At 46.6% G+C, this 22,440-nt stretch carries 25 protein-coding genes and 2 pseudogenes; 15 read left to right on the top strand and 12 right to left on the bottom strand.

Annotation, left to right across the window (positions count from 1 at the left end; translation table 11 throughout):
• A pseudogene (locus QUB68_RS12340) lies at positions 1-234 on the top strand (photosystem II q(b) protein); the annotation flags it as partial.
• Between the two features lie 192 nt (positions 235-426).
• On the opposite strand, the gene QUB68_RS12335 reads toward QUB68_RS12340, so the two are convergent.
• The 7 genes from QUB68_RS12335 to gor all read right to left on the bottom strand — a co-directional run bounded on the left by QUB68_RS12335 (position 427) and on the right by gor (position 6,726).
• Positions 427-1,632: a histidinol-phosphate transaminase gene (locus QUB68_RS12335; RefSeq protein WP_332992652.1), complete on the bottom strand. Its 1,206-nt coding sequence runs from the start codon at positions 1,630-1,632 to the stop codon at positions 427-429.
• A 355-nt stretch (positions 1,633-1,987) separates the two neighbouring features.
• Complete coding sequence (locus QUB68_RS12330; protein ID WP_332992651.1) at positions 1,988-2,695, bottom strand: ROK family protein; 708 nt, start codon at positions 2,693-2,695, stop codon at positions 1,988-1,990.
• 32 nt (positions 2,696-2,727) lie between these two features.
• Positions 2,728-3,417 carry a YqiA/YcfP family alpha/beta fold hydrolase gene (locus QUB68_RS12325; RefSeq protein WP_332992649.1) on the bottom strand — a complete coding sequence of 230 codons (690 nt, stop codon included), beginning with the start codon at positions 3,415-3,417 and terminating at the stop codon, positions 2,728-2,730.
• A gap of 133 nt (positions 3,418-3,550) precedes the next feature.
• A complete protein-coding gene (locus tag QUB68_RS12320; RefSeq protein ID WP_332992647.1) occupies positions 3,551-4,039 on the bottom strand; it encodes a Spy/CpxP family protein refolding chaperone in 489 nt (162 codons plus the stop codon).
• A gap of 19 nt (positions 4,040-4,058) precedes the next feature.
• Entirely contained in the window at positions 4,059-4,490 is a 432-nt protein-coding gene (locus tag QUB68_RS12315; RefSeq protein ID WP_332992645.1) for a hypothetical protein, read from the bottom strand.
• Positions 4,487-5,077 carry a sigma-70 family RNA polymerase sigma factor gene (locus QUB68_RS12310; RefSeq protein WP_332992643.1) on the bottom strand — a complete coding sequence of 197 codons (591 nt, stop codon included), beginning with the start codon at positions 5,075-5,077 and terminating at the stop codon, positions 4,487-4,489. Before QUB68_RS12310 ends, QUB68_RS12315 begins: the two co-directional genes overlap by 4 nt.
• A 305-nt stretch (positions 5,078-5,382) precedes the next feature.
• Positions 5,383-6,726, bottom strand: a complete 1,344-nt coding sequence (gene gor / locus QUB68_RS12305; protein WP_332992642.1) for a glutathione-disulfide reductase — start codon at positions 6,724-6,726, stop codon at positions 5,383-5,385.
• Positions 6,727-7,352: 626 nt separating this feature from the next.
• Here gor and QUB68_RS12300 point away from each other — a divergent pair.
• A pseudogene (locus tag QUB68_RS12300) lies at positions 7,353-8,081 on the top strand (Uma2 family endonuclease).
• Positions 8,082-8,300: 219 nt separating this feature from the next.
• Positions 8,301-9,065: an ABC transporter ATP-binding protein gene (locus QUB68_RS12295; RefSeq protein WP_332992639.1), complete on the top strand. Its 765-nt coding sequence runs from the start codon at positions 8,301-8,303 to the stop codon at positions 9,063-9,065.
• A 241-nt stretch (positions 9,066-9,306) separates the two neighbouring features.
• On the opposite strand, the gene QUB68_RS12290 is transcribed toward QUB68_RS12295, so the two are convergent.
• From QUB68_RS12290 to tadA, 3 genes are all read right to left on the bottom strand, one after another.
• Positions 9,307-9,687, bottom strand: a complete 381-nt coding sequence (locus QUB68_RS12290; RefSeq protein ID WP_332992637.1) for a hypothetical protein — start codon at positions 9,685-9,687, stop codon at positions 9,307-9,309.
• 161 nt (positions 9,688-9,848) lie between these two features.
• A complete protein-coding gene (locus QUB68_RS12285; RefSeq protein WP_332992635.1) occupies positions 9,849-10,577 on the bottom strand; it encodes a lysophospholipid acyltransferase family protein in 729 nt (242 codons plus the stop codon).
• Positions 10,578-10,855: 278 nt separating this feature from the next.
• Positions 10,856-11,356, bottom strand: coding sequence for a tRNA adenosine(34) deaminase TadA (gene tadA, locus QUB68_RS12280; RefSeq protein ID WP_442923075.1), 501 nt, complete (start codon positions 11,354-11,356; stop codon positions 10,856-10,858).
• 184 nt (positions 11,357-11,540) lie between these two features.
• On the opposite strand from tadA, the gene QUB68_RS12275 reads away from it, so the two are divergent.
• Positions 11,541-12,137 (top strand): TerB family tellurite resistance protein, encoded by a 597-nt coding sequence (locus tag QUB68_RS12275; protein ID WP_332992633.1) that lies wholly within the window; start codon positions 11,541-11,543, stop codon positions 12,135-12,137.
• 277 nt (positions 12,138-12,414) lie between these two features.
• Positions 12,415-13,248 (top strand): 1,4-dihydroxy-2-naphthoyl-CoA synthase, encoded by an 834-nt coding sequence (gene menB / locus QUB68_RS12270; protein ID WP_332992631.1) that lies wholly within the window; start codon positions 12,415-12,417, stop codon positions 13,246-13,248.
• Positions 13,249-13,394: 146 nt separating this feature from the next.
• Here the strand turns inward: menB and QUB68_RS12265 are convergent, their stop codons facing one another.
• Complete coding sequence (locus tag QUB68_RS12265; RefSeq protein WP_332992629.1) at positions 13,395-13,652, bottom strand: hypothetical protein; 258 nt, start codon at positions 13,650-13,652, stop codon at positions 13,395-13,397.
• A gap of 512 nt (positions 13,653-14,164) precedes the next feature.
• On the opposite strand from QUB68_RS12265, the gene QUB68_RS12260 reads away from it, so the two are divergent.
• The 10 genes from QUB68_RS12260 to QUB68_RS12215 all read left to right on the top strand — a co-directional run bounded on the left by QUB68_RS12260 (position 14,165) and on the right by QUB68_RS12215 (position 21,707).
• Positions 14,165-15,379 carry an SPOR domain-containing protein gene (locus QUB68_RS12260; RefSeq protein WP_332992627.1) on the top strand — a complete coding sequence of 405 codons (1,215 nt, stop codon included), beginning with the start codon at positions 14,165-14,167 and terminating at the stop codon, positions 15,377-15,379.
• Between the two features lie 120 nt (positions 15,380-15,499).
• Positions 15,500-16,204, top strand: coding sequence for a PspA/IM30 family protein (locus tag QUB68_RS12255; protein ID WP_332992625.1), 705 nt, complete (start codon positions 15,500-15,502; stop codon positions 16,202-16,204).
• Positions 16,205-16,497: 293 nt separating this feature from the next.
• On the top strand, positions 16,498-17,289 hold the full coding sequence (locus QUB68_RS12250; RefSeq protein ID WP_332992623.1) for a PspA/IM30 family protein: 792 nt from the start codon (positions 16,498-16,500) through the stop codon (positions 17,287-17,289).
• A 261-nt stretch (positions 17,290-17,550) separates the two neighbouring features.
• Entirely contained in the window at positions 17,551-17,913 is a 363-nt protein-coding gene (locus QUB68_RS12245; protein ID WP_332992621.1) for a hypothetical protein, read from the top strand.
• A gap of 552 nt (positions 17,914-18,465) precedes the next feature.
• Positions 18,466-18,849 (top strand): hypothetical protein, encoded by a 384-nt coding sequence (locus tag QUB68_RS12240; RefSeq protein WP_332992619.1) that lies wholly within the window; start codon positions 18,466-18,468, stop codon positions 18,847-18,849.
• A 565-nt stretch (positions 18,850-19,414) separates the two neighbouring features.
• Entirely contained in the window at positions 19,415-20,023 is a 609-nt protein-coding gene (locus QUB68_RS12235) for a Uma2 family endonuclease (RefSeq protein WP_332992616.1), read from the top strand.
• A gap of 60 nt (positions 20,024-20,083) precedes the next feature.
• On the top strand, positions 20,084-20,218 hold the full coding sequence (locus QUB68_RS12230) for a BrnT family toxin (protein ID WP_332992615.1): 135 nt from the start codon (positions 20,084-20,086) through the stop codon (positions 20,216-20,218).
• 124 nt (positions 20,219-20,342) lie between these two features.
• A complete protein-coding gene (locus tag QUB68_RS12225; protein ID WP_332992613.1) occupies positions 20,343-20,588 on the top strand; it encodes a hypothetical protein in 246 nt (81 codons plus the stop codon).
• A gap of 74 nt (positions 20,589-20,662) precedes the next feature.
• Positions 20,663-21,283, top strand: coding sequence for a Uma2 family endonuclease (locus QUB68_RS12220; RefSeq protein WP_332992611.1), 621 nt, complete (start codon positions 20,663-20,665; stop codon positions 21,281-21,283).
• Between the two features lie 169 nt (positions 21,284-21,452).
• Entirely contained in the window at positions 21,453-21,707 is a 255-nt protein-coding gene (locus QUB68_RS12215; RefSeq protein WP_332992609.1) for a hypothetical protein, read from the top strand.
• A 148-nt stretch (positions 21,708-21,855) separates the two neighbouring features.
• On the opposite strand, the gene QUB68_RS12210 is transcribed toward QUB68_RS12215, so the two are convergent.
• Positions 21,856-22,407, bottom strand: coding sequence for a hypothetical protein (locus QUB68_RS12210; RefSeq protein WP_332992607.1), 552 nt, complete (start codon positions 22,405-22,407; stop codon positions 21,856-21,858).
• Positions 22,408-22,440: the final 33 nt, after the last annotated feature.

The following is a 22,440-nucleotide window of genomic DNA, read 5'->3' as shown; positions in this document are numbered from 1 at the left end:
TGGTTTACCGCTTTGGGTATCTCCACGATGGCGTTTAACTTGAACGGTTTCAACTTCAACCAATCGATTATCGACTCGCAAGGTCGCGTCATCAACACCTGGGCTGATGTCATTAACCGCGCTAACTTGGGTATGGAAGTAATGCACGAGCGCAACGCTCACAACTTCCCGCTCGACTTGGCCGCTGGTGAAACAACTCCAGTTGCTTTGGTTGCTCCTTCCATCAACGGCTAAGTTTTAGTCTGAGATTGACAAAAAGCGCTCCTAGAAATAGGGGCGCTTTTTGTTTGGGAAAATATATTTTGAGAGTCTCAATAAGACGATTAATCGCTTTAAATTCAGTTCTGGCTCAAGTTATTAACATTTCTTGAGCGGTCTTGGTTTTTTTATGCCGACCTACTTGATTACCATTTTCGATTTATTTTGTCAAGTCACAATTGCAGCGAGTCGATCGCAAGTTCGCTGATTTTCCTCGGGACTACCCACGGTAATTCGCAAACCTCCTCCGGTGTGCCGAATCAAAGTGCCTCGCTGTTTTAGCTGCTGCATGATTTGTTGGTGTTCCTGTTGCGCTGATTCGCTCTCAGCGGCTTTCACCCGCAGGTAAACGAAGTTAGCAGCACTCGGCCAAACTTGCAATTTTTGATGGTGAGTTAGCGCTGCAATTAATTTGGCTCTTTCTGCGATAATTTCGGGGATTACTGCTAGCAATAACTGCCGCTGCGCTAGGGCAAATTCTGCCGCTGTTTGCGAGAAACTGGGCAGGTTGTAGGGGAGGCGAATTTTTTCTAAGGTGGCTGTGAGTTCGGGATGGGCGATCGCATATCCGACTCTCATTGATGCTAATCTAAATGCTTTGGAAAATGTCCGCAAAATTATCCAATTCGGGTGCTGGTGCAATCTGTCTGCTAAAGTATTTTGGCTGAATTCAAAATAAGCTTCGTCGATTACTACTAAAATATTTTCGGGCAAACTTGACAACCATTCTATTTCATTGGTTGTTAAAGCATTGGCTGTGGGGGAATTGGGATGGACGACAAAGACGATGCGGACGGGGGGATTTTGATTTTGGCCGTTAGCGCAGCCCGCCCCTACGGGAGGCTCATCAACGGAGAGGATCGCCCTTTTTGCTGAATTGATGTCAATTTCAAAATTATCCTCTTGGCGCGGAACACTGACAACCGGAATGCCGAGGGTTTTGGCGGTAATTCCATACATCGAAAAGGTGGGATTGGCGACGAGAATTGAGCCAGCGCCGCCCAAGCAAGTAGCGATTAATAGCGATCGAATTAGTTCGTCGGAACCGTTACCCACAGAAATATTGTCGGCTGTAATGGCGGTTTTTGGCTGTGTAACGCCTTCTGGGCAGATATTTTGAGATTCGTTGACGTATTGGGCGATCGCCTGTTTGAGTGCTGCGTGGCCTCCGTCGGGATAGCGATTTGTCTCAATTAGCTGCTGGTAAGTCCAAGCTAGCTTTTGTTTTAATTCTTCTGGTAAGTCGTAGGGGCATTCGTTGGTGTCTAGGCGATCGAGTACACTTTCCGAGTGCGCTGATTCTCCTGACGCGCCGCCCGGATGGGGAGTGTAGGCGGCAAGTTCGGCTAAGTCTTGGCGGATAAAAGGCAGCATAGTATGATTTTATGTTGGAGATTGTAGATTGTCTAATTACGATTTGGTTTGCCAGTCTAGAAGATCATTAGTCATTAGTTTATGATATCTAGCGTATAAATCCTTGATTGTAATCAATAACTAATGGGAATATCTCATTATTGCCAAAAAATATTGTTTCTTTGAGTTGGACGGAGGAGGGCGGGTTTTGCCATTTTTTTAGTCATAAGTATCATAGATCCTCTTCTAAACCCGCCCCTACAAAATTCTCATGACGGAGGGCGGGTTTTGCCATTTTTTTAGGACGGAGGGCGGGTTTTGCCATTTTTTTAGTTATTTCTATCATAGATCCTTCGCTAAGCCCGCCCCTACTATTTTAATCGCGCCACAAAGCAATTCCGCCCAACAAACCGCTGACATTCGGTACTATTTTAACCTGTGGCGGTAAATCCAAAGCAATTTTTTTTGTATTGCCACCGCCGATGTAAAGGCGATCGCAGTTAAAGAGATTTTGCAGAGAGGCGATCGCTTTTTCCAGACGGCGGTTCCACCTTTTGACACCGACTGTATCCAATGCCAAACGCCCTAATTGCTGTTCGTAAGTTTCCCCTTTGCGAAACGGGTGATGTCCTAATTCTAGATTTGGCACCAAGATACCATCGACAAACAAGGCAGAACCGAAACCGGTGCCGAGGGTAATTACTAATTCTACCCCCGTCCCAGCAATTGATCCCAATCCTTGAATGTCGGCATCGTTCGCCACTCGCACAGGTTTTCCCAAGCGATCTTTGAGGGTAGTTGCTAGGTCAAAATCTATCCAAGACGGATCTAAATTTGCTGCGGTTTTGATGACGCCGTGACGCACAACGCCGGGAAAACCGAGGGATACTCGGTCAAATTCCCCTTGTCCGCTGGCTAAAGAGGCGATCGCCTCTAGTATGGGTTCCGGCTTCGGTGGTTGAGGCGTTTCTAAACGGCTGCGTTCCGTTTGGGGTTGACCTTCAGCGTCCAAAACCATAACTTTGATGCCGCTTCCGCCAATGTCAACGGCTAAGGTGCGAGTCGATTTATCTTGTTCAGTCATTTGATTGTTGAGACTTGCAAGTTGGTGAAATTTTAATTTTTGAATTGGCAAAAGTTTTGCATTGCTTCCCAGATTTCCCCTAGGACATTTCCCAAAGAATGATCGTCTTCTAATTCGATTAACTGCACCCAGGGACGGTCAGCGGCAAAACTTCTGCTAGCTTGAATCGGTATGATTGTATCATGCTTGCCGTGCATAATTAACGTCGGGACTGACCGCATTAATTTTTCTTCAGGATATTGAGCCATCTCTGCCACAAACTGATAACTCAACGGCAAATAGCGCTGTTCGCCGTAGTGGTAAACGGGCAAATAGTTTTCAGACTGCCACTTTTCTAACTGTTGCTGTCCCAACAGCGGCAGCCAGTGGGAGAGAAATTGAAAAGCCGGTGCTAGCAAAACTATTTGCTTTACTGATAATTGTCGCTGGGCTAACCAAGCCGCAGTCAGCCCCCCAAAACTAGACCCAATTATTGTAACTTCCCCTACATTTTTTACCTTTTCTACCGATTCCGAGGATTCGGTTTGGAAAAATTCTGTTTCTATTTGCTGCAACTGGCGGGTGAGGGTGAGGTTGGAAAAATCGTTTTGATTAAGATCGGGAGTTTTGAGATCGATTCCTAGAGAAGAAAAGCGCGATCGGAAATATTTAGCCTTAGCTGAATCGGGACTTGAAGCAAATCCGTGTAAATAAATGTAACTCGAATTGTTCGGTAGATTCATCCAGAAATTTTTATAAAATTTACCAACTAATTATTTTAACTTAAATCAGTAAGGCGTGCAGTGCGTACCTAGCAATTCAGTCACTAAGGTGCCCCGAAGAGCACCCTGCGATCGCAGGCAAACTACTCGTAGATTACTGCGGTTTTGGGGCGTTTTGCCTCCGGGTTTTACCAGCGTCCCTGCGCTGCTGCATTAGTTGAGATAATTGGCTGCGCTGTTCGGGCGTGAGGACTTCTCTCATTGACAGCGTACTTTCAAATTGCACCTCTTCTAACTGTTGTCTCAATCCCATGATTTGGCGATGTTTGTCGCGCATTTGGCTGGCATTTGCCGTCGTACTCGACATCATCGTTTCCAATTCTTGTCTGGCTTGGCGGATTGCTTGCATCCGCTGGGAAACTTGCTCTTTGTAGCGATCGCGCACAGCCTGCATTTTCTGCTTTTGATCGGCGCTTAAATTGAGTTGCTCGAACAGCCCGCCTTTCTTGCCAGCGGGTCGATTGGGACGCTGGTTTTGGGCAATTGTTTCTGCTTGGGCGGGGCTTGGAACGGCTGTTGCAGCGGCTGTAGTACCCAGAGTTAACATTAAAACGGCTATTGCAGAAATTCGGCGGATTGACATGAAAATTACCTCTTTGAGATTAGTTATTTTTTGGCGGTTCGCTGTCAGGGATAACAGCGTAATTAAACAAGTCAGTTGGGGAGCGTTCCAGCAAGTTTTCCGCTGGAGGCTCCTTCAATACAGCCTCCCAGTTATTGACAAGAAATGCTTCTAGGTGTGCCGCCTCATCCTTCTGATGTTGTGCGGTAACTAGGACGCGATAGCCTGATCCAAAAACTAGCAGACTTGCAGCGATCGCAGTAGGAACAGCCCACTTGGGAAAGCCGACTGTTTTTGACTTTTTAGTAGATGCGATCGATCGCAAATTCTCCAGATAATTTAGGTTTGTCGCGTCATTCCTATCTATTGCTGCTAAAACTTTTTGCTCAAAATCGGGGGCAGCTTCTGGAAGGTTTGGGCGATATTGCTTCATAAAACTAACTAATTTATCGTCGCTGTTTCCGTCCTTCATAGCTCATCAACCCCCTGTTTTTGCAAAAATTTCCGCACGGAATTTCGGGCATAAAATACGCGAGATTTGACAGTTCCCGCTGGCAGTCCCAAAATTTGGGCTACTTCTTTTTGTGGGATATCTTCTAAGTCGTGCAGCACCAAAACGCTGCGGTGTTCAAAGCTCAATTGCTCCAGTCCTCGTTGCACTAAATCTTGATAGTGCAACTGCATCAAGTTGGATGTGTTATCTTTGAGAATAACGCCATTCATTGTTTCTTGATTTTTGAGCTTGGAGTCAAAAGAATGCTGTTTCGCAAATGCTTGTCTTTGGTCAGAAGCCACATTCCAAGTGATTCGATAAAGCCAAGTAGAAAAGTTTTCCTGGTGCTTGAGTTTTGGCAATCCTTTCCAGACTCGCAGAAATACTTCTTGTGCTAAATCGTCAAGAAGTGATGAACCGCAGAGTTGGTAAAGGGTTGATCTGACTTTGTGTTGGTAGCGTTGGTAAAGGTATCGAAAGCAAGTACGATCGCCCTTTAAGCATTGATCAACTAAGTCGGAGTCGGAACAATCATCGATTAAAACATTGGCTGGCACACCTAACACCTGTGAAGTCTCCCCCACCTGTTCGTTATCTGAAGGCTTTAGACAGGACGATCTCGAAAAAGGTTCAAATGATTTAAAATTCTTTTTTTATGAGGCGACAGGTAGATCAGACGGGTAGATCGGACGTACGGTTGAAACCGCGCCTATACAGACAAAACCCGCCTCCGCGGGTTGAAGATTGTCTTCAGTCCGCGGAGGCGGACATTGTTTGTGTAGACGCGGTTTCAACCGCCGTCTTTTCTTTTCCAAGACAATCAGGAAACGGCAATGCCGTTTCCTGATTTGACCGTTTCCCGATTTGAGCTTTACCGCAGAGTTACAAACTCTTCAGCAGTCGATGGATGAATGCCAATAGTCACATCAAAGTCTTTCTTCGTAGCTCCCATATTAACCGCGATCGCCATTCCTTGAATAATCTCGCCCGCGTCCTTCCCAACCATGTGCACGCCCAAAACTCTGTCAGTATTAGTCTCAACAACCAACTTGACAAAAGTCTTCTCATCTGCACCTGTCAAAGCGTGAAACATCGGCCGAAACTTGGCTGTATAGCACTTAATTGAGTCACCAAATTTAGCTCTGGCTTCCTCTTCATTTAAGCCAACTGTCGCCGCTTCCGGCTGGGAAAATACGGCTGATGCGACATTTTCGTAACTAATTGCTCTCGGATTGTTGCCAAATTCCGTATCTGCAAAAGCGCGTCCTTCGGCGATCGCAATTGGCGTTAGATTGATGCGGTTGGTGCAATCTCCGACGGCAAAAATGTGTGGTTGATTGGTGCGGCTGTCTTTGGTAACTGCGATCGCACCTTTGTCTGTTTCGACTCCCGCATTTTCTAAACCCAATTTTTCCAAATTGGGTTTGCGCCCGGTAGCGCACAACAGCGCGTCTACTGTCAAGGTTTCTGAGGATTTTCCAGACAGTGTTAATTTTAATCCTTCTGGGGTTTTTTCAATGTGTGCGATCGAGCTTTCGGTCAAAATTTCAACTCCATGCTTCACCATTCCTTCTTGCACGTTGGTGCGAATTTCTGCGTCGAAGTCGTTCAAAATTAAGTCGCGGCGGATGATTTGAGTTACTTGGCTTCCCAACCCGTTCATAATACAAGCAAATTCGACACCGATGTAGCCGCCGCCCCAAATTGCCAACCGTTTTGGTTGCTCTTTTTGCAGGAATATTTCGCGGGAGGTAATCGAGTGTTCGATGCCTATAATTGGGACTCTTTCGGCTTCTCCGCCGACTGCAATTAAGATTTTAGCAGCAGTGTATTTTTTGTCATCAACTTCGACAGTGTGGGAGTCGATAAATTTGGCGTATCCTGAGATTAATTCAACTCCGGCTTTTTCGAGGAAGCTGATGTGCAGTTGGCTGAGTCGCCGCACTTCTGTGTCTACGGTGGTAACGAGTTTTTCCCAGTTGAAGCTGCTTTCTACTGGGCTCCAACCGTAGCCGATCGCATCTTCGTAAAGGTGCGAAAATGTTGAGGCGTACACCATGAGTTTTTTGGGGACGCAGCCGCGAATGACGCAGGTGCCGCCTACTAAATCATTTTCGGCGATCGCCACTTTCGCGCCGTAGGATGCTGCGCGCTTGGAACTCGCCAATCCGCCGGAGCCCGCACCTATCACAAACAAGTCGTAGTCGTATGTCATAATTGTCGCTAGTTTCCTATCTCAGCTTTACCAAGTTTACGCTTTACTTTTCTTAATGATATCTCAAAAATTTTTTGTTTTTTTGGGGTCAACTACTTTACTTCTTCCCCTTGACATGGTATTATTAGATAATAGAAATCTGTGCATTTATTTTAAAATTGCGCCCACTCCCATTATTAGAGTATAGCACAAGCAAGTCGCTAGAAATATATAAAAATGTAACTATTTTTGGGCGGCCGCCGATGAGGGAATTGGTAATTGTAAATTGTTGGTTATAGCCGAGTTTCGTAGAAACCCAGTTTCTCGCCCACGTCGCAGATTTCAGAAACCGGGTTTCTTGCGTGATTTCTCGTTACCCAACACAAAACTCGTAGAAACCCGGTTTCTCGCCCACATCGCAGATTTCAGAAACCGGGTTTCTTGCGTGATTTATCGTCACTCAACCCAAAACTCGTAGAAACCCGGTTTCTCGCCCACATCGCAGATTTCAGAAACCGGGTTTCTTGCGTGATTTCTCGTTACCCAACACAAAACTCGTAGAAACCCGGTCTCTCGCCCCCATGCGTAATTTATGAAGTTCAAAAAATAGTATAATTAACATTAAATAGTTCTCGGAGACAACAACTATGAAAGTCACGAACAAAGAAATTATTTATCCATGCAGCGACGGTCAACCAATGGCAGATAGCACAATTCAATTTGACTTAATGGTCAAAATTAAAGATGGTTGCGAGTCTCTGTTTAAAAAAGATCAAAACGTATTTGTAGCAGCAGATTTACTGTGGTATCCGGTTGAGGGAAGAAATGACATCTTTCAAGCACCGGATATAATGGTAATCTTTGGCAGACCCAAAGGTGACAGACTTTCTTACCTGCAATTTCGCGAAGATAATATTGCTCCCCAATTCGTGTTTGAGATTCGCTCTTACAAAGACACCCAAACAAAAATGGACGAGAAGTTTTCATTTTACAATTGCTATGGAGTTGAGGAATATTACGTTTACGAGCTAGATGAAGATGAAAAAATTTTGAGCGGTTGGCAAAGAATGGAAGGAAATTTAGAAGTAATCGAGCAGATGGAGGGCTGGATAAGTCCGAGATTGGGAATCCGATTTTAGTTGGGCGAAGATGGGTTAGAAATTTATAAACCCGATGGACAAAAGTTTATTTCCTATTTAGAATTGGTGGAACAGATAGAATTAAACCGTCAGCGCAGAAAACAAGCAGCTCAAATATCCGAACAAGCAGCTCAAATATCCAAACAAGAACGTCAGCGTGCCGAACAAGCAGTTCAAAGAGCCGAACGTTTAGCGGCAAAAATGCGCGAATTGAACATCGATCCTGATAGCATTTAAGCCACAAATTGTTTAATTTAAGACTTACTCATCAACACCAAAGAAACCGGGTTTTTATCGTTTATGCGCGCTATAACGAATTATTTTCGTGAAAAAACCCGGTTTCTCACCACCCGTGCGTAAGTCCCATAACCGTCCAAACGATCGCCCTTCCACCCCCGAAAACCCCCCATAAGTGTTAACTTAGTAGTAAGTTGTGTCGATCGCACATAAAAACAAATGCCTGAACTACAAACCGAGACCTACAAAGACCTCGACCTCCCAGTCACCTCAAAACCCGTCATCGTCGGTCTCGAAGACGTAACAAAAGTGTACGGCATCGGCGACCTGGAAGTTCGCGCCCTAAACGGGGTCAGCTTGACGGTAACGCAAGGAGAATATTGCTCGATTATGGGCGCGTCCGGTTCTGGCAAATCTACAGCTATGAATATTATCGGTTGTCTCGATCGCCCTACGAGCGGCAGTTACTACCTAGACGGCGTAGATGTCGCCCAAATGCCGGAATCAGAATTAGCCGGAATTCGCAATTTAAAATTAGGTTTTGTCTTCCAACAATTTCACCTGCTGGCTCAATTAACAGCATTAGAAAATGTCATGTTACCGATGGTTTATGCAGGCATTCCCGCAGCCGAAAGACGCGAACGGGCGGTAGAGGCTTTAACCAAAGTAGGTCTGCAAAGTCGGCTGCAAAATAGACCGAATCAACTATCAGGAGGACAGCAGCAGCGCGTAGCAATCGCCCGGGCTATTGTTAACCGTCCGGTGTTGTTGCTTGCGGATGAACCGACTGGTGCATTGGATACGAAAACCACTCAAGAAGTAATGGATATTTTTACAGAATTTAATGAAGCCGGCATGACTGTGGTGATGGTAACTCACGAACCGGAAGTAGCGCGCCAAACTCGCCGCGTTGTCTGGTTCCGCGACGGTCAAGTTATTCATAATAATCTTAATCCCGCAGAGCTTTCACACGCGGTATTTTAATGCCCATTCAAAAAGTTTTGCTACAATTGTCAATCTGATAGCAATTGTTAAAAGTCTCAGTTTCCCGCGCCGGACACGGCAGTGCCGTTTCCCTACAGATGCTCTCTACTTGTTACCAGTTTCCCGCGCCGGACACGGCAGTGCCGTTTCCCTACAGATGCTCTCTACTTGTTACCAGCCTAGAGCATGGAAAGGAAACCCGTTAACTAATGACTAATGACTATTGACTATTGACTATTGACTAATTAAAAGCACTCGGAAAAGCTGCCCAAACTCGATCGACAAAATCCCTAAGTTGCCGAGATGCGATCGTGCTATCCTTCTGATCAGAGTCCAGAGACTGCAACTCAGTCAACAACGAAATTACCTCCGTATCCAGCGCCGCCCGAAACAAACTCAGCGGCCACAACAAATCCGCACCATCCCGCAAATCCGATAAAGTGTATTCTTCCGGCCATTGATGCGATAAACCCTTCCCAGACACCAATCCAACCAACATTAAAGGGCGTACCCAACAAATTTGACGTGCCTCAACCACTTGAATTACCTCTGAATGCAGGCACGCATTTCCACATTCTAAACTGACAATTTGACCAGGCTTAAAGTTCAAAGCACAATCCATTAATGCTGACTCTTAATACAGACATAACCAAGCAAAATAAGTGCCGCAACTCTCAACAGCACCAAACAATATTATATCACAATTACTTATTCCTTCGGTCAACTGCCAACTATCAACTGTCAACTGTCAACTGCCAACTGTCAACTGTCAACTGCCAACTGTCAACTTTCATCAAGAGTTTTAAGAGCCATTTCGAGTTCAGCCGTCAACAATTTTGCTTCTTTTTTGCCACTACCACCATTAGCATAATCTGCCACAGAAAGCGGAGCACCGATCGCAATTTTCACCTGAGAACCCCATCGAGGAATGCGCGGGCGGTAACGAATACTCATCGGTACAATTTTCACCCCCAAACCCGGTTTGCTCAACTCTGCTTGCATCGCTAAACGAGCCAATCCAGCCTTAGGAGGGTGAACTTCGCCATCCTGAAAAATGCCACCTTCGGGAAAAATGACTAACATTTCCTTGTCGAGGAGCAACTCCACGCCGTAACGGAGACTGCTAATTGCTGGATGCTTGATATCGACAGCAAACCCTCCCAAATGTCTGATGAACCAACCTTGCAGTCCTTTCACTTCATCAGCAGTTACCATGAACCGCAAATCCCGTCCAGTCACCCTCTGTCCCGTTGAATAGGGCATCATCAGGGCATCCCACCGGGAACGGTGCGTAGGCGCTAAAATTACAGGCCCGTCCTTCGGCAAGTGCTCCTGTCCGGTTATCTCGATCTTCCCAAAATAAAAAGGTAGGACAATATAGTGACCTAGGGGATAAAACAAGGAGGTTAACCAAGGAGAAACGCGAGAGGTATTAGATACTACCTTGGCAGGCATTGGCTTCACTAGAGAGGATTTACTGGACTCAACGACGATCGCGGCAGTATGGCGCATGGCAATTAACCTGCTTTATCGATATAGAGTCTAAAGATATGTTGTTTGGTAAACCTTTAGTCTTTCGATGGGGACACTTTTGCTATTGGCATTTTGCCTCCGCAAGCGATCGCCCCCGCAACAGATCATCTGTAACAGGTAAAACATGATCCCACCCGACAGCACTAACGCAGAGCCGTCAACCCCCGTCCAAGCTCGATCGGGCAATTACCTATTATTTCAGTTAAAGAGCCAAGTTTGATTAAACATCGGCAATGAGAGAGTAAAAAAATTACCTGTTAAATTTTCCGGCGGGCTTGGAACCAAGAAAGCAACTGCTCGCGACAAACAGACTCCATAATACCGCCGAGCACCTCTAAGCGGTGACACGAAGGCGCGCTATCTGGAAGATTAGCCGCCGTCCGAATCGTGCCAGTTTTCGGGTCATCAGCACCGTATACCAGCAGACCGATCCGAGCTTGTACGATCGCACCAGCGCACATCGGGCAAGGCTCCAGCGTTACGTAGAGCGTACATTGGCTGAGATGCCAGTCTTGCAAAACTTGCCCAGCCGCCCGCAGCGCCAAGATTTCAGCATGAGCAGTCGGATCGCAATCTCGCTCTCGCCGATTTTGCGCTTCGGCAATCAATTTGCCAGCACCGTCAACAATTGCAGCACCCACGGGCACTTCACCCGCATCACCGGCTGCTTGTGCCAGTTCCACAGCCCTAGTCATCCAGCGTTTGTGAATAGCATAATTAGAATCACTAATAGACAACGGCTCTGTTTGCAAATTCACGATATACCTACTCCGCTCAAAACACATAACATTGTCTTACTTATCGACTTGCTGTGGATAGAATAAGTGTTATCACTAATAAAACAAGTTTTTTGGGGAATGTATGGCATAATTACCTAGCTAAAAACACTTAAGATCGAGAAATAAAGTTACACCACAGCCCCATCCAGAGTAATTTTTAATTATGGACACCACCACGATTAGCACTGAAGTTGTTGAGCTGCTGTCCCGGATTAGCCGGCAAAAGCTCCGCGAACAAGATATCACTCCCTTGGTAGTGTTTCTGACGGCTTTAATTTCCATCCTGCGCGGAGTGATGATTATTGACAGGACGATCGCAGTTGAAGAAGAAGAACGGCTGCAAAAAACTCTCAAAGCCTTTTCCAGCGGCGATCCACATCGAATAGAATTAATTCAGCGCCTTGTCAAAGGAATCTCCAAACAGCAGGTTTACTTCAACCCCACGGAACTGCTAACCCTGACAGCTTTCTTCTCAGAATCAGAAAAGCTGTTGCTCATCGGTTCCGGGTACGAAATGTCAGCGGTAGACGGATACATCGACATGAGGGAGCAAATGTACTTACAGTCGATCGGCAATCGGCTCGGGCTCGACTCCAGACACATTGCAGTCGTAGACACTTTATTTACCAAAGAAGGAACCCTCGACTCAGAAGCTTTTGACGAAGTTCAAGCTTTACTCGCACCCAGCGAATTCTCCTCCCGCGATCCGGTATTTGCCAAAGCAGCAAAACACCTGCTGGGTTTTTTGCAGCGCAAATAATGTAGCGCAGATAAATTATTTCCGCTGTAAAAGAGACAGGGGAAAATAATTTAATGCTTTTTCGATTAATTCGCGGATGCACGGGTGGTCAGAAACCGGGTATCGACTTCGCTCAACCAGCAGGTTTTTTCACAAAAAGACGGGTTACAGCCCGCGAAAAAGGTGAAAAACCCGGTTTCTTTTGCCGTCCATGCGTCCAAATCCGTCTAAAATCTAAAAGCGGCTTGTGGCTGCCTCCATCGCTCCAGCTCGATTTCAAATCTCCAATCGATTGATTATGCAAATTGAATGGCAAACCGCCAAAACCTACGAAGACATTCTGTATCACAAAAGCGGCGGCACCGCCAAAATTACCATCAATCGACCTCACAAACGGAACGCTTTTCGTCCCAAAACCGTGCTGGAACTGTGCGATGCCTTTACTGATGCGCGCGAAGACACAAAAATCGGCGTTGTCCTCTTCACCGGGGCGGGGCCTCATACAGACGGCAAATACGCCTTTTGTGCTGGTGGCGACCAAAGCGTGCGGGGTACTGGGGGATATGTAGATGAAGGTGGCATACCCCGGTTGAACGTGCTCGACTTGCAGAAGTTGATTCGATCAATGCCTAAAGTTGTGATTGCTTTAGTTGCTGGGTATGCGATCGGCGGCGGTCATGTTTTACATTTAATCTGTGACTTGACGATCGCAGCAGACAATGCTATTTTCGGACAGACAGGCCCCAAAGTCGGCAGTTTCGACGGCGGTTTCGGAGCTAGCTATCTCGCCAGAGTAGTCGGACAGAAAAAAGCCCGAGAAATTTGGTTTTTGTGCCGCCAGTACAGCGCGCAGCAAGCCCTAGAAATGGGTTTAGTCAACTCTGTGGTGCCGGTGGAACAACTCGAACCCGAAGGGATGCAGTGGGCTCTGGAAATTCTTTCAAAAAGTCCGATCGCGATCCGCTGTTTAAAATCCGCTTTTAATGCCGACTGCGACGGTCAAGCAGGTCTGCAAGAACTGGCGGGAAATGCCACTTTGCTGTATTATATGACCCAGGAAGGCGCCGAAGGCAAACAAGCCTTTCTGGAAAAACGGGAACCTGACTTTAGTGAATATCCTTGGTTGCCGTAGCTCGATCGAGAAATCAGTTTTTTTATGTTAGAGATGCTGATTTCTGTGAGTTGAATGAGCGGAATTTGCGCGATCGGTCAAAATTGTCAGTAAAGTAGAGTTTTCCTGCTGCGGACAAACTATACCGAAACTGCTACTGTAAATTTTTAGGTTAACGCCCGGCCTGTCAACTGATAGGCATTGCGCTCAGCAACAGTGACGACGGGTTCCTGCATCACAGTCTGTTCTTGCAACTGTCCAATTTCTATGTTTTCCCAAGATAGCCCAAAAGGCGAAACCGCTAAAGAACAAGCTTTCCACTGGCTTTGCACTGGCACACTCAGCAGAGAGCAAACACCCCCGCGTCTTCCTTCAGGAGTATAGTGGCGGCAGTGACGACAAGCTGAAGTTAATGGGGTTTTCATAAAAGTTCTTAGGTAAATCAGTTTCACCTCTAATTGTGGTGTGTAGAGCTAGCAGGTTTTAGAGCATCCCAGCCTTTATGCCGTCTGGGTTGTAGCGATTCCCGGAGCATAATTAAACTTTATAATTTATTTATAATCTTGTTATATATAGAAACAATCACCTCAGTCCTTGCTCATTTTGTAGTTAAAAAGACAGGTTAAAAGTTTATAAAGCGGTCAGGGATCAAGAAAAAGTACAAATGCGGAACGAGTATGAGATGTTATAAATAAACTGTTGCTCTCGATACCAAAAGCTGCTTAGAGTCGGCGCAAGCAGTATCCGGGACACAGCTAACTTAAGTTTTAAAATAAAAATTAACAGATAGCTGGCGGCGCTCGGAAGCAAGCTCAAGGGCAACAGTTGCCTTGACGCCAAAAGCAGCTAATCATAAGATAGGCAAGTTTTAAAGGTTCTTGTTTATCTCTACAATCAAAACATTCAAATCAATTCAGAGGCGGTAGGAGTTTTGCTCATGAGTAAGCGTTCTTCGGTTGAATCCCCAAATCATCAATCTTCTTCAACCCCAATCAAGCCTGCTTTGCAAGCAGTCCTGGGGTGTCTGGATGTAAGCCTAGAAGCAGAACTGACCACGTACAGAAGGCACAGGCGGCGCGCCGAACAGTGGGTGTCGCCATCAGTTCGTAGCGGCAAGCAAACAGCCACAACCGAGCAACAGCCGGCCCAAAACCTGCCGCCGCAGGGTACGAAGGAATCCCAGCCGCCGCTGTCGCTGCCCCTATCCCTTGCCGGCGTCCAGGGCGATGCCCCGCTAGCAACTACTAGGGGCGTCACAAAAATATCAAGCAGCGGCCCGGCACCCAACAATTATCTCGAATCAAGCGAAAAACTGATTGAAAGTTTGGACGAACCAAAAGCCGAGCCTGCCGAAGAACGCAGTTTGGCCGCCAGTCTGTTAACGCCGTTAGGACTGATTTCGATGCTGCTGTTTCTGCTGTCGTGCACAGCTTTGGGCTACGCAGTCATGCACCCGTCAAGTCTAGTTAAAATGGCAGGCTTGAACCGTTGGCTCTCTAGCACCAGTCCCTCTCCAAACGACAGTCCCGCAGCTACTGCCATAGATACCAGCAGCAAGGAACTGCCGAAAGCTCCAAATCTGGCATCCAAAGAATTTGTCGAGCTAGATTTGAGCACTCTCAGCAATGTCAAGCCGACAGCCAGCCCGATTGCTTCCCCGTCGCCAAAAGCATCAATCCCGCCCAATCCGGGAGCACCTCCAGCCCCCATCGGCGCTGTCCCGATTCCGACAGAAGACGGCAACCCGGCCAGAGGTAGGGAACAGGGACTCAACAATCTAAGCACGGCTTTGCTTCCCAGTCCCAGTCCCAGCGCCGCCCAGCCTGTCCCGACACTGCCGACACTGCCTCCCACACCCAGCCCGGCGACAGCAACCCCGGCGACAGCAACCCCGGCCACAGCAACCCCTGCCGCCTCCGCCCCCCTAGGAAAGCCAACACGGGCTGCGGACGGTTTCTATTACGTAGTCCAGGATTACACCAACGAAAAATCGTTGCAGCAAGCTAAAACCGTAGTTCCTGATGCCTACGTGCGGAATTTCTCAAAGGGTGTCAAAATCCAAATGGGAGCTTTGAACGATGCTGCCTCAGCAGAACGTTTGGTGAAAGAACTCCAAGCAAAAGGGGTGAAGCCGCAATACTATCAGCCATAAATTAGTTACAGGGAATGAAAAGTTAAAAAATTAACAGAGAATTGAGAAGTTTTCCTGGTGAATTTTTAGTTATGAGTTCCCATTTCTAAATCTCAAATAAAAAATCGGGAGACGGGCAAAATGGGATTATTCGATCGCCTGTGGCGAGTGATTCGAGCCAATATTAACAGTTTGGTCGGGGCTGCCGAAGATCCAGAAAAAATTCTGGAACAAGCTGTAATGGATATGCAGTCCGATTTAATCCAGCTCAGACAAGCTGTAGCGGGGGCGATTGCCGCTCAAAAACGCACGGAACGCCAGTATTCCCAAGCTGAGTCTACAGCCTCCGAATGGTACCAGCGGGCGCAGTTAGCTTTGCAAAAAGGCGAGGAAAATTTGGCGCGGGAAGCTCTGACGCGCAAGAAATCTTATCAAGAAACGGCAACGGCGATGAAAGCCAGTCTCGGACAGCAAAACGCTGTGGTGACTCAACTTAAAGACAATATGCGGGCACTCGAAAGTAAAATTTTTGAGGCAAAATCAAAAAAAGATATGTACATTGCCCGAGCTCGAAGCGCAGCCTCGTCAGAAAGGCTACAAGAGATGATGGGCAATCTCAGTACCGGCAGCGCTTTGAGCGCGTTTGAACGGATGGAAGAGAAAGTCATGCAGCTAGAAGCTCGCTCGGAAGCCATCGCAGAACTCGGAACTAACGATTTAGAAAACAAGTTTCTCTCTCTCGAAGGTGCCGGCGATGTCGATGCGGAGTTGGCGGCGATGAAAGCACAAATGCTTCCAGGCAACAATACACCCAAATTGTCGTCGGGCGAGCCGCCCGCATCCTGAAGCATCGGCGACAAAACAATAGTTTAGACAAGCAAAAACTTCTTAACAGCTCAGCTAGATATAGCTCAAAGCGTGTTGGGGAATTCGCGGATCAAAGTTAAACTCAATAGACAGGTGCAGAAATAAGCTTGCCTGCATCACTGACTCGATCGCTTTAAACTAGATTTATCTGTAAAAATTGCCGAAAACTAAATCGCACTAAAAATCTGACCAACTGAATCTCACAACTGCGGGCTAATGCCTACAGCCTGCTTTCCGCCTACTTCGTACACCTCACCAGGAAAAATAGCATTATGGGATTATTTGACCGCATTAGCCGAGTCGTCAGAGCCAATCTTAACGATATAGTCAACAAAGCTGAAGACCCGGAAAAGATTTTAGAACAGTCCGTTACCGATATGCAGGAAGACTTGGTGCAGTTGCGTCAAGCCGTTGCCAGCGCGATCGCCACCCAAAAGCGCACCCAGACTCAGTACAATCAAGCTGAATCTCAATCTAACCAGTGGCAGCAGCGCGCTCAGCTCGCCCTGCAAAAAGGAGACGAGACTTTGGCGCGGGAAGCGCTGGTGCGTAAAAAGTCTCACGCTGAAACGGCGGCTACCCTGAAATCCAGTCTGGATCAGCAATCGGGTCAGGTGGAAAGTCTCAAGCGCAACTTGATCGGTTTGGAGAGCAAGATTTCCGAAGCCAAGACGAAGAAGGATATGCTCAAGGCGAGGATTTCCGCTGCTAAGGCTCAGGAACAGCTCAACAATACCATTGGCTCCATGAATACTGGCAGTTCAATGGCAGCTTTCGATCGCATGGAAGAAAAAGTTTTGCAGATAGAAGCTCGCGCCGGAGCTTCAGCAGAACTGGCGGCCGGCGGCAGCAATTTAGAGGAACAGTTCCGCTTGCTCGAAAGCGGTGGCGATGTGGACGACGAGTTGGCTCAGATGAAGGCTCAACTGGCCGGAGGTTCTGTGTCTCAAGGTCAATTGCCGGCAGCGGGTAAAACGGCTGCTGCTGCTGCTCCTACCTCGGAGTCGAGTCCGGTGATTGACGCTGAGTTGGAAGAATTGCGATCGCAGCTCAATAAAATGTAATCAGCTCTATCAAAATTTACCTATTTCTCAGATGGCAGCTTTGATAAAATGCTCCGCCCACCTACAGCATTAGCTTGGGGAAGTCGGAGCTTTTTTCAGAGCGTATTCACATACACAAAAAAACATTTTTGTCAAGTATATTTAGGTTTAAATAAAGATTTAAGTCTTAAAAAAAAGTGATAAAGTAACTTTATTCTTTGCAATTGTGACTGCCGCGTCGGCTCGTAAGTGTCAATAACTATAAAATATTGCGAATCAGTCATGCCCCTGCCACCTTCGAGAGGGTTTTGTAAAATCAAGTTTTTCAGGGCATTAGCACTGGGTTGTTCAATTACAGCTATTTGCCCCGCATCGCTAACAGCTCAAAGTGTTGGCGAGCCGATAGTTGCTGGCGAGTCAAAAGGGCGATCGCCAATTGTTAATCATGATTTACAGTCTCAATTAAAACTTAATCCAGAAACAGCAGACGATCGCGATCGGCTTCCTGATTTATACTCAGGTTCAGAATTAGATAGAGACAGTAAAAAACCCGAAACCCACATCCCGGAATTTGTGGGCCTTGCCCAAAGTGAGACCCCAGAAACAGTCGCCGGGTTGCCGAACCGAGGAGACAACAGACAATAAATTCCCATTCCCAACCCGCTGCCGCGAACTCTACCTTCCGCGCTCAAACCTGCGCCAAGAGCGCCCCTGCTCCGGCACAGCCTGAAGAATTGCCCAACATTCCGGGTACGATCGAGGTCGATCGATTGCAACGAAGGCGGCCAAGTCAAAAATATCTCAGCCCAATAGCAAGCGGGTTCTCGTCCGGGTTTTAATTTGCTGTTAGTCCGAGTCAAAGAAGTATAGCAGTGGACAGTTGACAGTGGACAGTTGACAGTTGCATAACCCGAATCAAACCATTGATACAGTACGGGTATCGGCTCTATTCATGAAGTTATTTATGTCCTCACCGATGTGGCGGTTGCGATACATCTTTTCTTGAGCTGGGAGTCGATTTTCGGCTGTCGCCCGGGGCTGATTCTCGGGGGTAAGAACTCGGGTTTCGGCGAGTCGGGCTGTTTCAGGATTTTACTCAGAGGGGAGAGAGATGTCTTGGGGGCGCGATCGCAGTTAAGTCTGGGAGTGTGAGCATTTGGCGCTAACGCGAGCCGCAGTGAGCCTGACGGTCAATTTTTGGCGTGGCCGGGTCAAGGGCAGTACGTGCGGTTGTTGGCTCCCCAGACGCGGATGGTGGTGCGATCGGATTTGCCGTTGGCTGGAAGTGAGCTGTTGCCGATCGCACAATTTGGTTTGGGCGGCCCAGAAACAGTGCGGGGCTACCGTCAGGATGCTTTGCTGCCGATAGCGGGATTTTTGCTGCAAAGTTGCGGTATCCGCGGCGCACCGGCGACAAAAAACTGTTTTGCAGGTGACGCCGTTTGCGGATATTGGCAATTTTTGGCACAACGGGCGAATGCCGGTTCTGCAAGCGAATACTTTGCTGTCAGCGGGATTGGGCTGGCGGTGGCAGTACGGGCCACAGGTGGAATGCTCGCGCAGGCTGGGGAATTGCTTTGATTGGCATTAAGTCGAGCCACAGCAGTTTGCCGGAGCGCGGGCAGTATTTTTCTCTCTTATTCCAACCTTTTTAGGAAAGTAGCCATTTTGCCCTTGGCGGAACTGAGCATTTCCGCTATATAGTAATAAGTATCATTTGGCACTCGTCTGTAGCTGCCAAAAGTAGATTTTACTGATCATTTTAAAATTTAACTATGTCTAAGGTGCGATTGCTGCTTTTAAGTTCTTTTGCTTCCGGTTTTGGGCTTTGCTCAATCATTCTAGCGATATTTACTATGACTTCCGGGCTATCGTTTACGTCTTTTTTTACCTTTGTTTTAACTTTGGTATTTTTTGCGATTAATCTGCTTTTTGCTTTGCATTATTACACATCGATTATCAAGCAGTTGAATGTGAAAGGTAAAAGAAAAGCAAGAATTTAGCGGTTGTGAAGCAGCAGCGGACAAAGGCATAGAGAGTTATTTATGGCATTTGAATGCCATCCAGAAACAAGCCTCTGCGTTAGGAAAATTATCTAGCTGTAAGCCATAATTATTTCAGGTCTAATTATTTAGGAGGTGCGATCGTGGTGATTGCTCAAGCCAACCCGCCAAATCTTCCAGATGCGACACAGACTCGCCTCACTCCAGATGAATACCGGGCGATCGAGGAAACCGCCGAAGAACGTCACGAATACTGTAACGGAGAGATTATTGCTATGTCAGGAGGTTCAGAAGTCCACAGCGCGATCGCCTGTAACTTGTTGATTTACTTGGGATTTTTGCTGAGAGACACCGATTTTCGCTTGTATAACAGCGATTTGCGGGTTTGGATTCCCCAATATCACTGCGGAACCTACACCGATTTGATGGTTGTCAATGGCGAACCGGAATTCAATGGATCTCGCACGGATGAAATTCTCAATCCTTTGCTGATTGTCGAGGTTCTTTCGCCGTCTACTGAAGCCTACGATCGCGGTGAAAAGTTCCGAAAATATCGCTCTCTGGCTAGTTTTTGTGAATATCTGCTGGTGAGTAAAGCTGAACCTTATATTGAGCATTATCATAACCTCGATCGCCCAAATAGCGATCGCTGGCAATGGCAAGCCTACGATCGGGTTGAAATGGCGATCGCCCTGCACAGCTTGAATATAGAGCTTCCGATGGCTGAAGTCTATCGCCGGATTAGTCTGTAAGGGCGATCGATCTTTCTCATCCTTCAGAGGTTAGGAATTGACCAACAAAAGCTGTTATTTATGGAATTTGAATGGAATCCAGACAAAGCGATACTCAACTTTGAGAAACATGGTGTTTCGTTTCCAGAAGCCGCAACGGTATTTAATGACCCGCTATCTGTAACCTTTCCCGATTATCAGCATTCCATCGGATAAAGTCGCCACGTTATCATTGGCATATCTAGGTATGAGCAACTTTTAATTGTTGCACATACCGATTGAGGAGAAAAAGTACAAATTATCAGCGCCAGAAAAGCTCCACGCCAGGAGCAGAGGTTTTATGAAGAAGGATAAAGAGAACGAAATGGAAGACGAATTACTGGCTGAGTATGACTTTGCTCAGATGAAAGGAGGTGTCAAAGGTAAGTATGTTGAGCGATATCGTGCAGGGACAAACTTGGTGCTTTTAGACCCCGATATTGCCCAAGCTTTTCCTAATGATGCAGCAGTGAATGAGGCATTGAGGATGTTAATCCAGATTGCACAGCGTCAGCAGTCCAATACTGCGGTGCAGCGGACGGAATAAAAAATATTGGTGAAGTTTCGCCATTTTTCGTTCGATATTCTGTTTAACTAGAAATATAAGTTTAGGAGAAAACTATGGTTACTCTAATTCAAAACCCCACGGAAAACCTAACTGAAAACCCAGTTGAAACCCCACCGGATCAAAAAATCTGGACTGATGCCGAATTCATGGCACTAAACCGAGATGGACACCGCTACGAAATTGTAAATGGAGAACTAATTGATATGGGAAACTCTGGTGCAAAACACGGTTATGTTTGCAGTATCTTGATGATTTTGCTCGGTGGCTATGTCCACATTCAAAAGCTAGGCGCGATGTTCGATTCCAGCACTGCTTTTAAGATGAAATCAGGGAATAAGCGATCGCCCGATGTTTCTTTCATGGCTAAACAACGTTTGCAAGGGCTAGATGAGCTTCCCGATGGCTACCTAGAAGGTGCGCCAGATCTGGCTGTAGAAATCCTGTCTCCTAGCAATACAGTGGAAGAAATTCACAATAAACTTGTGGAATATTTCGAGAATGGAGCGCGTTTAGTTTGGGTGATTCATCCTAAAGAACAGTATGTGTTGGTTTATCGATCGGCTCAGTCACCCGATCGCCTGCTGAAGTCTGCGGACTCCCTGGATGGCGAAGATATCGTCCCTGACTTTACTCTGGCGGTTGCTGAGTTATTTCAAAAGCTTGATTTTTCATGAAAGGGCGATCGCCCTTCTGAAATTAGGATGTAAATTTTTGCTAATTGCAATTGCTGACAGTACAAGATACTAACGCGAGCAGGCATTGAGAAACAAAAACTGTTTTTTACATCAAAGTATGATTGATAATTATGTTACAAATTTACTAAATTTTTAAGCAAACAATGAGATGCGCGAAAGAATTATTGCTAATAAGTTTGACTGCTATTTTTTGGAGTTGGGTAGCTGTCACCCAAATTCAGGGAATACCGGAGGCGATAGCTCAAACAAAGGTTCCTATGAGACTACAACACGCGGATCGAGGAATCGTTCTCTCCCAATTTTAGATATTACTGGCAATCAAGTCCAGCGCTGGATGAATTTTGTGCAAAAATTTCGTCCTGACTACCAACTTATCGGGGTTATTTTGCCGGATAAAATATAGCAACCGCCACATCGGTGAGGACATAAATAACCGGAATGAATAGAGCTGATACCCGTACTGCATCAATGGTTTGATTCGGGTTATGCAACTGTCAACTGTCCACTGTCAACTGTCCAATGTCCACTGTCAACTGCTATATATGCTATTTTTAATTATCAATCTGTCGCGCCACCCGAATAGTTTGCGGAAATACACCGACCAAAAGCGCCAAAACTTCATCGGGAATTTGTGCCACCGTTTCCGAATCAAAATATTGTTCAAACTGAGTTAAAATTATTTGTGCGCGTTCCAAAGCTACAGGCTTTCGCGTTAACTGTTCCGTTAACCGCACCCAATGCCGCCGAATTCCCAAAGCTTTCTGTCTTGCTTCGGGAGATTGAGCGCAAACCAAACAAAAATCCCCCACGGGAATTGCCTGCTGCGAGTCAACATCAAAAGCACCTCCAACGGCAGCCCCAGGCCCGGCAAACTCCGCGTGGAAGCGTTTAATCAAAATTAGACCGTTCCGGCGACGGCTATCTACCATCAACAGCTTGCCGCTGTTGATTTCTGCGAGAATGTCAGAGGAGTGGGGGTATTCTGTCAAATCTGTGCCAATGTTTCGATGTCGCAAGTCTGGGTCAGCAGAAAGGCCGGCGCGGACAATATAATTAGAAGTATCAAGTTTTGGATGCTCTTGCTGCCGATCGAGATTATCCATTTAAACTTACACACAATATTGTCACAAGGTGGT

It is taken from the genome of Microcoleus sp. A006_D1 (assembly GCF_036702805.1).
Lineage (GTDB): Bacteria > Cyanobacteriota > Cyanobacteriia > Cyanobacteriales > Microcoleaceae > Microcoleus.
This window is presented reverse-complemented; position numbering and strand designations above follow the sequence as displayed.